This is a genomic window from Streptomyces sp. NPDC048288 (assembly GCF_043201555.1).
Classification (GTDB): Bacteria; Actinomycetota; Actinomycetes; order Streptomycetales; family Streptomycetaceae; genus Streptomyces.
The window spans coordinates 381070-392806 of record NZ_JBICZD010000008.1 but is presented as its reverse complement, the minus strand read 5'-3'; the positions used below and the strand labels follow the sequence as shown (position 1 = coordinate 392806).

Sequence of the window (11737 nt, the reverse complement as noted above, 5' to 3'; positions counted from 1 at the left end):
GGGCGGCCGCAGCCGTCTACTGAGCCGACGAGGGGGGGGGGGGGGGGTACCCCCCCGGGGGGGGGGGGGGGGGGGGGGGGGGCGCCCCCCCCCCCCACCCCCCGGGTCGCGGCTACTTCGCGTCGGTCTCGCCGTCGGTCTTCTTCGGCTCTTCGCCGGCCTTCGCCTCGACGGTCCCGGCCTCCTCGACCTCGTCCTCGGCCTTGTCCTCGGTCTTCGCCTCGGTCTTCGCCTCGGCGGTCTCCTCGGCCTCGTCCTTCTTGCCGAGGTCGACGGCCTTGTCGTCGGAGGCGGCGGCAGCGTCGGCCGACTCGTCGTCGGTCTCGGTGAGGGAGGAGGCGTCGTCCGGGACGACGGCGGCGTCGGACTTCAGGTCGTGCTCGACACCGTGGACGATGCGGTTGTACTCGTCGTCGGTGAGGACGGAGCCGATCGCGTTCTTCGCGAAGAGAAGCTCGACGCCCGGGCCCGCGTCGAGCAGGACCGTGTCGTCGTTCACTTCCTTGACCGTCGCGTACATGCCGCCGATGGTGCGGACACCGCTGCCGGGCTGCACCTCGTTCCGCATGTTCTGGGCCTGCTGCTGCCTCTTCTTGTTCGACCGCGTCAGCAGGAACATGGCCGCGATGAGCACGATGAGCGGGAGAAGGGTCAAGGTATTCACGGGACGGAATTTCCTTCGCGCAGCCGCGGCGGTGAGCGGCCTGGATGATGGGGGCGTGGTCGGCGCCGCCCGCAAAGGCGGCATCGGCGGAGTCTAAGCGAGTCCGCGCGCATGGAACAACGCTCAGCATGGCACCTGGGTTCCTGCGCCCGCCAATACCCCGCCGTCACGAAGAGATCACGTCTGGCGTCGGGCCCTGGCGGACGGGCGGCGACCCGTCCGCCGGCCCCGCCGCAGGGGCGTCACGTGCCGAAAAGGTCCTGCTGGCCGGTTCCGCCCGCCGCACCGCGCGGCGCGGTCAGGCCCAGGTGGGCCCAGGCGGCGGGGGTGGCGACACGGCCGCGCGGGGTGCGGGCGAGCAGGCCCTCGCGGACCAGGAAGGGCTCGGCGACCTCCTCGACCGTCTCGCGCTCCTCCCCCACCGCCACCGCCAGCGTCGACAGGCCCACCGGGCCGCCGCCGAACAGCTTGAGCAGGGCCCCCAGGACGGCGCGGTCGAGGCGGTCGAGGCCGCGCTCGTCCACCTCGTAGACGGCCAGCGCCGCGTGCGCGATCTCGCGGTTGATCAGCCCGTCGGCCTTGACCTGCGCGTAGTCGCGGACGCGGCGCAGCAGCCGGTTGGCGATCCGGGGCGTGCCGCGCGAGCGGCCGGCGATCTCGGCGGCGCCTGCGGGGTCGATCTCGACGTCGAGGAGGTTGGCCGAGCGATGGACGACCCGCTTCAGCTCGGTGGGCTCGTAGAACTCCATGTGCGCGGTGAAACCGAAGCGGTCGCGCAGCGGGGGCGGCAGCAGGCCCGCGCGCGTGGTGGCGCCGACCAGCGTGAACGGCGGCAGCTCCAGCGGGATCGCGGTGGCGCCCGGGCCCTTGCCGACGATCACGTCGACGCGGAAGTCCTCCATCGCCATGTACAGCATCTCCTCGGCGGGCCGGGACATGCGGTGGATCTCGTCGAGGAAGAGGACCTCGCCCTCCTGGAGGGAGGAGAGGATCGCGGCCAGGTCGCCTGCGTGCTGGATGGCGGGACCGGAGGTGATGCGGATCGGCGCGCCCATCTCGGCCGCGATGATCATGGAGAGGGTGGTCTTGCCCAGGCCGGGCGCGCCGGAGAGCAGCACGTGGTCGGCAGTGGCCCCCCGCGCGCGTGCGGCGCGCAGGACCAGGTCGAGCTGCTCGCGGACCTTCTCCTGCCCGATGAACTCGCCCAGGTCCTTGGGGCGCAGCGCGGCCTCGACGGCCTGGTCCTCACGGTCGGCGACGGCGCCCACCAGCCGCTCCGCGTCGGCGCCGGTGTCGGTCGTGTCGTCCCAGTTCATAAGTGATGTGCCTCAGCGGTGGTGGGGTCAGCGGGCGCGGTTGAGGGTCTGGAGGGCGGCCTTCAGCAGCTGGCCGACCTGCGGGGTGCCGCCCGCCGCCTCGGCCTGCGGGGTCACGGCGGTCACCGCCTCCTCGGCCTCCCGGGTCGCGTAGCCGAGGCCGATCAGGGCCGCGTGCAGCTGGTCCCGCCAGCCCTGGCTGACCGGCGCGCCGATCGCGGGGGCGCCGATGGGCTCGCCCAGCCGGTCCTTCAGCTCCAGCAGCAGCTTCTGCGCGCCCTTCTTGCCGATGCCGGGCACGGCGATCAGCGCCTTCTCGTCACCCGTGGCGACCGCGCGGCGCAGCGCGTCAGGGCTGTGCACGGCGAGCATCGCCTGGGCGAGCCGGGGGCCGACACCGCTCGCCGTCTGCAGCAGCTCGAAGACCTGCTTCTCGTCGTCGTCGACGAAGCCGTACAGGGTGAGCGAGTCCTCCCGTACGACGAGGGAGGTGGCGAGTTTGGTCTGCTGGCCCATGCGCAGCCCGGACAGGGTGTTGGGCGAGCACTGGACGGCGATGCCGATCCCTCCGACCTCGACGACCGCGGAGTCCGGGGCGAGGGCGGCGACCGGGCCGCTGACGAAGGCGATCATGCCGTACGGCCTTTCGTTGCGTTGGCTGCGTGCAGGGCGACGGCCTGCTGGAGTCGGTTCTGGGCGGGGGCGCGCCAGATGTGGCAGATGGCGAGCGCGAGGGCGTCGGCGGCGTCGGCGGGCTTGGGCGGGGCGCTGAGCCGGAGCAGCCGGGTGACCATGGCGCCGACCTGGGCCTTGTCGGCGCGTCCGGAGCCGGTGACGGCGGCCTTGACCTCGCTGGGGGTGTGCAGGGCGACGGGGATGCCCCGGCGGGCGGCGCACAGCATGGCGACGGCACTGGCCTGGGCGGTGCCCATCACGGTCCGTACGTTGTGCTGGCTGAACACCCGCTCCACGGCGACGAATTCGGGCCGGTGCTCGTCCAGCCACTGCTCGATGCCCTGCTCGATGGCGACGAGCCGATGGCCGAGTTCGGCATCCGCCGGCGTCCGTACGACCCCCACGCCGACCATCGTGAGCGGCCGACCGGCGACGCCCTCGACGACCCCGACACCGCAACGGGTCAGCCCTGGGTCCACCCCCAGTACGCGCACGCGCCCCCTCCCTTCGGGTCACCTGTTTGTGCAGGCTATCCGGTACCACCGACAACGGCCGACATGACGAAGGGCCGACGGGTGTGTCCCGTCGGCCCGTTCGGTCCGTTCAGCCTGATGCGGCCCGATGCGGCGTTACGCGTCGACCTTCTCCATGACCTCGTCGCTGACGTCGAAGTTGGCGAAGACGTTCTGCACGTCGTCGCTGTCCTCGAGCGCGTCGATCAGCTTGAAGATCTTCTTGGCGCCCTCCTCGTCCAGCTCGACCTGCATGGTCGGGACGAAGTTGGCCTCGGCGGAGTCGTAGTCGATCCCGGCGTCCTGGAGGGCGGTGCGGACGGCGACCATGTCGGTGGCCTCGCTGAGCACCTCGAAGGACTCGCCCAGGTCGTTGACCTCCTCGGCGCCCGCGTCCAGGACGGCACCGAGGACGTCGTCCTCGGTCAGCCCGCCCTTGGGGACGATGACGACGCCCTTGCGGTTGAAGAGGTAGGACACCGAGCCCGGGTCGGCCATGTTGCCGCCGTTGCGGGTCATGGCGACGCGCACGTCGGAGGCGGCGCGGTTGCGGTTGTCGGTGAGGCACTCGATGAGCACCGCGACGCCGTTCGGGCCGTAGCCCTCGTACATGATCGTCTCGTAGTCGGCGCCACCGGCCTCCAGGCCGCCGCCGCGCTTGACCGCGGAGTCGATGTTCTTGTTGGGGACCGACTGCTTCTTCGCCTTCTGGATGGCGTCGTAGAGCGTCGGGTTGCCCTCGATGTCGACGCCGCCCATCCGGGCCGCGACCTCGATGTTCTTGATCAGCTTCGCGAAGAGCTTGCCGCGCTTGGCATCGATCACGGCCTTCTTGTGCTTCGTCGTAGCCCATTTAGAGTGGCCGGACATCTGCCTGTCTCCTTCGCGTAACCCATCCAAACAACGAACGCCAGAGATCCTACTAGGACTCCGTCGCCCGGTTGGCGTGCACCATGTCGACGAACAGGGAGTGCACACGGTGGTCGCCGGTCAGTTCCGGGTGGAACGACGTGGCGAGCGCGTTGCCCTGGCGGACCGCGACGATGTGGCCCTCGTGCTCGGCGAGCACCTCGACGTCGGCGCCCACGGACTCGACCCAGGGGGCGCGGATGAACACGCCCTCTACAGGATCGCCGTCGACGCCGCGTACGTCGACCGCCGCCTCGAACGACTCGTTCTGACGGCCGAAGGCGTTGCGGCGCACGATCATGTCGATGCCGCCGATCGTCTCCTGGCCCGAGCGCGGGTCGAGGATCTTGTCGGCGAGCATGATCATGCCCGCGCAGGTGCCGTAGACGGGCAGACCGGCCCGCACGCGCGCGCGGAGGGGCTCCATCACGCCGAACAGGACGGCCAGCTTGGAGATGGTGGTGGACTCGCCGCCGGGTATGACCAGGCCGTCCACCTCGGCGAGTTCCTCGGGGCGCCGGACCGGCCTGGCCACGGCGTCGGCCGCGGCCAGGGCGATCAGGTGCTCCCGTACGTCGCCCTGGAGTGCGAGCACTCCGACCACGGGAGTGGTCATCACCAGCCCCGGTTCGCGTAGCGCTCGGACTCGGGGAGGGTGTCGCAGTTGATGCCGACCATGGCCTCGCCAAGGTTGCGGGACGCGTCCGCGATGATCTTCGGGTCGTCGTAGAAGGTGGTCGCCTTCACGATGGCGGCGGCGCGCTTGGCCGGGTCGCCGGACTTGAAGATGCCGGAGCCGACGAAGACGCCCTCGGCGCCGAGCTGGCGCATCAGCGCGGCGTCGGCCGGGGTGGCGACACCACCGGCGGAGAACAGCACGACCGGCAGCTTGCCGAGCTCGGCGACCTCCTTGACCAGCTCGAAGGGGGCGCGCAGCTCCTTGGCGGCGGCGTAGATCTCGTTGTTGTCGCAGCCGCGCAGCTTGGCGATCTCGCCCTTGATCTGGCGCAGGTGGCGGACGGCCTCGACGACGTTGCCGGTGCCGGCCTCGCCCTTGGAGCGGATCATGGCCGCGCCCTCGGCGATCCGGCGCAGGGCCTCACCGAGGTTGGTGGCGCCGCAGACGAACGGCGTGGTGAAGGCCCACTTGTCGGAGTGGTTGACCTCGTCGGCCGGGGTGAGGACCTCGGACTCGTCGATGTAGTCGACGCCGAGGGACTGCAGCACCTGGGCCTCGACGAAGTGACCGATGCGGGACTTGGCCATGACCGGGATGGAGACGGCCTCGATGATGCCCTCGATCATGTCCGGGTCGGACATCCGGGCGACCCCGCCGTCCTTGCGGATGTCGGCCGGGACCCGCTCCAGGGCCATGACGGCGACGGCGCCCGCGTCCTCCGCGATCTTCGCCTGCTCCGGCGTGACGACGTCCATGATCACGCCGCCCTTGAGCTGCTCGGCCATGCCGCGCTTCACGCGGGCGGTACCGGTCTCGGGGGCCTGGTTGTCGATGGTGGACACGGGTGACCTCGCTGAAGTGAAAGAGGGTTTCTGCGAACACCGAGGAAACGCGAGCGGACCAGTCCACAGCAAGGGCCAATGGGAAGCCGGTGGATCGTTTTGGCCCTAGGCGGCCCGCTCGACCAGTGCGGTCGGCGGCTCGTCGTCCATTTCGAAGGCCAGCGGGAAGGGCGCGTGTCCGGCCAGCCGGAACCACCTGACCTTGCGGTGTTCACGGAGCCGGCGGGCCGCGCCGACGGCGTCGTTGTGGAAGCGGCGGGCCATCGGGACCCGGCGTACGGCCTCGGCCAGCTCGGTCGCCGCGGCCTCGCCACCGGGCGCCTCACGAACCTCCTCCACCTGCTGCGGGTCCTCGAAGACCGCCCGCAGCGCCTGGCTCAGCTCACTCTCCGCGACCTCCCGCTGCTCCTCCTCGGCCTGCCGCGCGGCGTGCGCCGCCTCGTACAGCACCATCGAGGCCGCAGGATCCAGCACCCCCGAGGTCGCCAGCTCCTGCGCCACCGAGGCACGCCGCAGCAACTGGGCGTCCAGGGCGGCACGGGCCGCGTCGATACGCGCGTGCAGCCGGTCGAGTCGGCCTGCGGTCCAGCTCAGGTACAGGCCGACCACCACAAGGGCGACAAGAATCCAGAGTGTCCAGATGAGCGTTGCGGTCACGGGCGGAACGCTATAGGAAGCACCCGCGGCAGCGCCCCGTCAGGGGCGCGGGGAACTGCGCCACCAGCCACAACGAAGCCGCACCAGATCGGACGACCTCTCGCGGCTCACTAATCCCGCGCCAACCCGAACCGCGCCCGCAACCCCGACCGCTCGTCCGCCGCCACCGCCGCCGCGCCCGCCGTCACCGTCTCGTACACCGACAGGATGTCCGCGCCCACCGTGGACCAGTCGAAGCGCCGCACATGGACGCTGCCGTGTTCCCGCAGCTCGGCCCGGCGCTCCGGGTTCTCCAGGAGCCGTACCGCCGCCTCGGCCAGCGCGTCCGCGTCCTCGTTGGCGAAGAGCTCGCCGGCCCCGCCCTGGTCCAGGACCTGGGCGAAGGCGTCGAGGTCGGAGGCGAGGACGGGAGCGCCCGCGGACAGGGCCTCGACCAGGATGATGCCGAAGCTCTCGCCGCCCGTGTTGGGCGCGATGTACAGGTCGAGGCTGCGCAGGAAGCGGGCCTTGTCCTCGTCGCTGACCATGCCGAGGAACTCCACGCGGGAGCGCAGCTCGGCGGGGAGGGACTCGACCGCGGCCTCCTCGTCGCCCCGGCCGGCCACCAGGAGCCTGGTCTTCGGGCGGGCGGCGAAGATCTTCGGGAGGGCCCTCATCAGGACCGGCAGGCCCTTGCGGGGCTCGTCGATCCGGCCGATGAAGCCGATCGTGTCGCCCTGCCACTCGGGGCGCGGTTCGGCCTTGGCGAAGAAGTCGACGTCGACACCGTTGGGGATGACCACCGCGTCCCCGCCGAGGTGCTCCACGAGCGTGCGGCGGGCGTACTCGCTGACCGCGATCCGGGCGCTGATCTTCTCCAGGGCGGCCTGGAGGATCGAGTAGGCGGCGATCATCGCGCGGGAGCGCGGATTGGAGGTGTGGAAGGTCGCGACCATCGGGCCCTGGGCGGCCCAGCAGGTCAGCAGGCCGAGGGAGGGCGAGGTCGGCTCGTGGATGTGGACCACGTCGAACGCGCCGTCGTGCAGCCAGCGGCGCACCCGCGCGGCGGACAGGAACCCGAAGTTGAGGCGGGCCACCGAGCCGTTGTACGGCACCGGGACCGCGCGGCCCGCCGAGACGACGTAGGGCGGCAGCGGGGTGTCGTCGTCGGCGGGGGCGAGCACGGAGACCTCGTGGCCGAGCCGGATGAAGTACTCGGCGAGATCGCGGATGTGGAACTGGACGCCACCCGGGACGTCCCAGGAGTAGGGGCAGACGATGCCGATCCTCACGACGGTCCCTTCGCGGGGTCGAGGTCCGCGAGCCACAAGCGCTGCAGCATGTGCCAGTCCTCCGGATGGTCGGCGATCCCGGTGGCGAAGGCGTCGGCCAGCGCCTGTGTCATGACAGACGTCTTCGAGGCCCGGTCACCTGACTCGGGTACGTCGACCGGGGCGTGCACCCGGCCCTTCATGACGGGGGTGTCGTCGTACCAGAGCGTGACGGGCAGGAGGATCGCGCCGGTCTGCTGGGCCAGCAGGGCCGGTCCTGCGGGCATCCGCGCGGTGTCGCCGAAGAAGTCGACCTCCACCCCCGACTCGGACAGGTCGCGGTCGGCCACCAGGCAGATCAGGCCGCCGTCGCGCAGCCTGCGGGCCAGGGTGCCGAAGGCGGTGCCGCCGCTGTGCGGCAGGACCTCCATGCCGAGGCCCTCGCGGTAGGCGACGAACCGGTCGTAGAGCGTCTCGGGCTTGAGCCGCTCGGCGACCGTGGTGAACGGGGTCTTCAGCTCGGTGGTGACCCAGGCGCCGGCCAGGTCCCAGTTGGCCAGGTGCGGCAGCGCGATGATCACGCCCCGGTCCGAGGCGAGGCCGTCGGTGAGGTGGTGGACGTCCTTGACGTCGAATCCGCCCCGGACACGGTCCTCGCTCCAGGCGGGGAGCCGGAAGGACTCCATCCAGTAGCGCAGGTACGAGCGCATGCCCGCGCGGGAGAGCTCGCGCAGCCGCTCCGGGCTCGCGTCGGGCACCACGCGCGCGTAGTTGGATTCCAGCCGCTGGACGCCCTTGCCGCGCTGCCGCCAGGCGAGGTCCGCGATGGAGTCGCCGAGGCGCACGGCGACCGGCTCGGGGAGCTTCTTCACGGTGCCCCAGCCGAGTCCGTACAAGGCGTCGGTGAGCCGGTCGGCGGCGCTCACTGGGAGGCCTCGCTCCCGTGCGAGGCCTTCTCGCGCTCGGCCGCCGCCTCCGCCTCGGCGGACTCGCGACGGACCGTGACGACCCGCTGGATCAGGGTGACCAGGCTGCCGGCGGCGACCACCCACAGGGCGATCGGGAGCAGGATCTGGATGCCCGGCACGCCGAACTTGTGGAAACCGGCCAGACCGGCCGCCACCAGCGAGATCACCAGGCGCTCGGCGCGCTCCACGAGGCCGTTGACGGCCACCGGCAGCCCGATCGACTCGCCGCGCGCCTTGGTGTACGACACCACCTGGCCGCTGGCCAGGCAGAAGATGGAGACCGCGCACAGGACGTTGTCGTTCCCGTTGCCCGCGTACCAGAGGGCGAAGCCGCCGAAGATCGCGCCGTCGGCGACCCGGTCCAGGGTGGAGTCCAGGAAGGCGCCCCAGCGGCTGGTGCGGCCCAGCTGGCGGGCCATGTTGCCGTCGACCAGGTCGGAGAAGACGAAGAGCGTGATCACGATCGTGCCCCAGAAGAACTCTCCCCTGGGGAAGAAGACCAGTGCGCCCGCGACCACTCCGGCCGTGCCGAGGAGCGTGACCGTGTCCGGGCTCACGCCCCGGCGGATGAGAAACGCGGCGAACGGTGTGAGGACACGCGTGAAGAATGCACGCGCGTACTTGTTCAGCATGGCCTTCCCGACGGTCGTAGCGCCGTGCGGCCCCTGCTGGCCACCCCGGCTGGCCCATCGTAGCCACGCGCGCGTGTGTGCGACGGGCGGGCACTCGCAGACGGCACCGGCGGCCCTCCGGGACGGCTCCCGCGGGCACGATCGCGTCGTCCGTATGGACGCACCGTGACGGGAGTGGAAAGCTCGAATAACCGCGGGCGTCATCGGAGCCGCCACCGCACGCGGCCCGCCATGCTCGCCCGCGCCCACAGAGACCTCACCGTGCACGGGAGGCATAGCCATGGGCGACAAGATCAAGGAACACCCTGGGGCCGCCGGCAGGGCTACGGCGGCCGACCACCCCGCGTCCGTACGGAATGTGGTGCTGGTCGGCCACTCCGGATCGGGCAAGACCACCTTGGTGGAGGCTCTCGCGCTGACCGCGGGAGCCGTCAACCGGGCGGGCCGTGTGGAGGACGGCGGCACCGTGTCGGACTACGACGACATCGAGCACCGGCAGCAGCGCTCCGTACAGCTGTCGCTGGTACCGGTCGACTGGAACGGAATCAAGATCAATATCCTGGACACCCCGGGATACGCCGACTTCGTCGGTGAGCTGAGGGCCGGTCTGCGCGCGGCGGACGCGGCCCTTTTCGTCGTCTCGGCCTCGGACGGGGTGGACGGCTCGACCCGGATGGTGTGGGAGGAGTGCGCGGCGGTCGGGATGCCGCGGGCGATCGTCGTCACGCACCTGGAGGCCGCCCGCGCGGACTTCGCGGAGATGACCCGGGTGTGCGCCGAGGCGTTCGGCGCCGACGACCCCGACGCCGTGCTCCCGCTCTACCTGCCGCTGCACGGCGCGGCGGGCCCGGACGGGCACGCGCCCGTGACCGGTCTGGTCGGGCTGCTCACCCAGAAGCTGTTCGACTACTCCTCCGGGGAGCGCAAGGAGGCCGAACCGGGCCCCGACCAGCTGCCGGACATCGAGGAGGCCCGCAACCGGCTCATCGAGGGGATCATCTCGGAGAGCGAGGACGAGACCCTCATGGACCGCTATCTGGGCGGCGAGGAGATCGATCTCAAGACCCTGATCGAGGACCTGGAGCGGGCCGTGGCCCGCGGGGCGTTCTTCCCCGTCCTGGCCGCCGCCCCGGCCGCCGACGGCGCCCGCCAGGGGCTCGGCACGGTGGAACTCCTCGAACTGGTCACGGGCGGATTCCCGACCCCGTTCGAGCACCCCACGCCGGGCGTCACCACCCTCGACGGCACACCGCGCGAGATCAAACCGTGCGACACCGGCGGTCCGCTGGTCGCGGAGGTCGTGAAGACCGCGTCCGACCCGTACGTCGGCCGGGTCTCCCTGGTCCGGGTCTTCTCCGGCACCCTGCGCCCCGACGAGACCGTCCATGTCTCCGGGCACGGCCTGGCCGACCGCGGCCACGAGGACCACGACGTCGACGAGCGGGTCGGCGCCCTGTCCACCCCGTTCGGCAAACAGCAGCGCGCGGTCACCCATGTCATCGCCGGTGACCTCGCGTGCGTGGCGAAACTCGGCCGGGCGGAGACCGGGGACACCCTCTCCGGCAAGGACGACCCGCTGCTCATGGAGCCGTGGGAGATGCCCGACCCGCTGCTGCCGCTCGCCATCCAGGCGCACAGCAAGCCGGACGAGGACAAGCTCTCGCAGGGCCTGTCCCGCCTGGTCGCCGAGGACCCGACGATGCGGCTCGAACAGAACCAGGACACCCACCAGGTGGTGCTGTGGTGCCTGGGCGAGGCGCACGCGGACGTCGCCCTGGAGCGGCTGCGCAGCCGGTACGGCGTCCAGGTCGACGTCGTACCGCACCGGGTGTCCCTCCGGGAGACGTTCGCCGGGAAGTCCGGCGGGCGCGGCCGGCACGTCAAACAGTCCGGCGGGCACGGGCAGTTCGCGATCTGCGAGATCGAGGTGGAACCCCTGCCCGGCGGCTCCGGCATCGAGTTCGTCGACAAGGTGGTCGGCGGCGCGGTACCCCGGCAGTTCATCCCGTCCGTCGAGAAGGGCATCCGGTTCCAGGCCGCCAAGGGGGTCGCCGCCGGCTATCCGCTGATCGACGTGCGGGTCACCCTGCTCGACGGCAAGGCGCACTCGGTGGACTCCTCCGACGCGGCCTTCCAGACGGCGGGCGCGCTGGCGCTGCGGGAGGCGGCCGCGGACGCCAGGATCCATCTCCTGGAGCCGGTGGCCGAGGTGTCGGTGCTGGTCGGCGACGACTACGTGGGCGCGGTGATGAGCGACCTGTCCGGGCGGCGCGGCCGGGTGCTGGGCACCGAGCAGACCAGCGGCGGGCGCACCCTCATCAAGGCCGAGGTGCCCGAGTTCGAGATCGGCCGGTACGCGGTGGACCTGCGCTCGCTGTCGCACGGGACGGCGCGTTTCAGCCGCTCCTACGCCCGGCACGAGCCGATGCCCCCGCAGATCGCCGACCGGATCCGTGAACAGGCGAAGGAAGCCTCGTAGGTGCCCTCATAGTCGACAACAACGGTGTTCGGCGGGCGGCTTCGGCCGTCCGCCGACGGTTGTCGGTGGCTGGGGATACTCTGAGTACTTGATCAACAGGTGTGCGGAGTACGGAAGTCGGGAAAGCCGCAGAAGCGGGACGGCGGCAAGTGGG

12 protein-coding genes are annotated in these 11737 nt (G+C 71.4%); 1 reads left to right on the top strand and 11 read right to left on the bottom strand.

Going from position 1 to position 11737, the window contains the following annotated elements:
• Positions 1-112: 112 nt before the first annotated feature.
• From yajC to pgsA, 11 genes are all read right to left on the bottom strand, one after another.
• Positions 113-664, bottom strand: a complete 552-nt coding sequence (gene yajC / locus ACGFZS_RS29430; protein ID WP_393797641.1) for a preprotein translocase subunit YajC — start codon at positions 662-664, stop codon at positions 113-115.
• Between the two features lie 242 nt (positions 665-906).
• Entirely contained in the window at positions 907-1980 is a 1074-nt protein-coding gene (gene ruvB, locus ACGFZS_RS29425) for a Holliday junction branch migration DNA helicase RuvB (RefSeq protein WP_393797640.1), read from the bottom strand.
• Positions 1981-2007: 27 nt separating this feature from the next.
• Positions 2008-2613 carry a Holliday junction branch migration protein RuvA gene (gene ruvA, locus ACGFZS_RS29420; protein WP_359222715.1) on the bottom strand — a complete coding sequence of 202 codons (606 nt, stop codon included), beginning with the start codon at positions 2611-2613 and terminating at the stop codon, positions 2008-2010.
• The gene (gene ruvC / locus ACGFZS_RS29415; RefSeq protein ID WP_089103224.1) at positions 2610-3149 is read right to left on the bottom strand and encodes a crossover junction endodeoxyribonuclease RuvC; all 540 of its coding nucleotides are present in this window, start codon (positions 3147-3149) and stop codon (positions 2610-2612) included. The genes ruvA and ruvC overlap by 4 nt, the downstream gene beginning before the upstream one ends.
• 135 nt (positions 3150-3284) lie before the next feature.
• The gene (locus tag ACGFZS_RS29410; RefSeq protein ID WP_359222713.1) at positions 3285-4037 is read right to left on the bottom strand and encodes a YebC/PmpR family DNA-binding transcriptional regulator; all 753 of its coding nucleotides are present in this window, start codon (positions 4035-4037) and stop codon (positions 3285-3287) included.
• Between the two features lie 52 nt (positions 4038-4089).
• Positions 4090-4692, bottom strand: a complete 603-nt coding sequence (gene pdxT, locus ACGFZS_RS29405) for a pyridoxal 5'-phosphate synthase glutaminase subunit PdxT (protein WP_393797639.1) — start codon at positions 4690-4692, stop codon at positions 4090-4092.
• Positions 4692-5597 (bottom strand): pyridoxal 5'-phosphate synthase lyase subunit PdxS, encoded by a 906-nt coding sequence (pdxS, locus tag ACGFZS_RS29400; protein WP_393797638.1) that lies wholly within the window; start codon positions 5595-5597, stop codon positions 4692-4694. Before pdxS ends, pdxT begins: the two co-directional genes overlap by 1 nt.
• 105 nt (positions 5598-5702) lie before the next feature.
• Entirely contained in the window at positions 5703-6254 is a 552-nt protein-coding gene (locus tag ACGFZS_RS29395) for a hypothetical protein (RefSeq protein ID WP_393797637.1), read from the bottom strand.
• A 110-nt stretch (positions 6255-6364) separates the two neighbouring features.
• On the bottom strand, positions 6365-7525 hold the full coding sequence (locus tag ACGFZS_RS29390; RefSeq protein WP_393797636.1) for a glycosyltransferase family 4 protein: 1161 nt from the start codon (positions 7523-7525) through the stop codon (positions 6365-6367).
• On the bottom strand, positions 7522-8430 hold the full coding sequence (locus ACGFZS_RS29385) for a phosphatidylinositol mannoside acyltransferase (protein WP_393797635.1): 909 nt from the start codon (positions 8428-8430) through the stop codon (positions 7522-7524). Before ACGFZS_RS29385 ends, ACGFZS_RS29390 begins: the two co-directional genes overlap by 4 nt.
• The gene (gene pgsA / locus ACGFZS_RS29380; protein ID WP_359222708.1) at positions 8427-9104 is read right to left on the bottom strand and encodes a phosphatidylinositol phosphate synthase; all 678 of its coding nucleotides are present in this window, start codon (positions 9102-9104) and stop codon (positions 8427-8429) included. The genes ACGFZS_RS29385 and pgsA overlap by 4 nt, the downstream gene beginning before the upstream one ends.
• 280 nt (positions 9105-9384) lie before the next feature.
• Here pgsA and ACGFZS_RS29375 point away from each other — a divergent pair, with 280 nt between their 5' ends.
• Positions 9385-11583 (top strand): elongation factor G-like protein EF-G2, encoded by a 2199-nt coding sequence (locus ACGFZS_RS29375; RefSeq protein WP_393797634.1) that lies wholly within the window; start codon positions 9385-9387, stop codon positions 11581-11583.
• Positions 11584-11737: the final 154 nt, after the last annotated feature.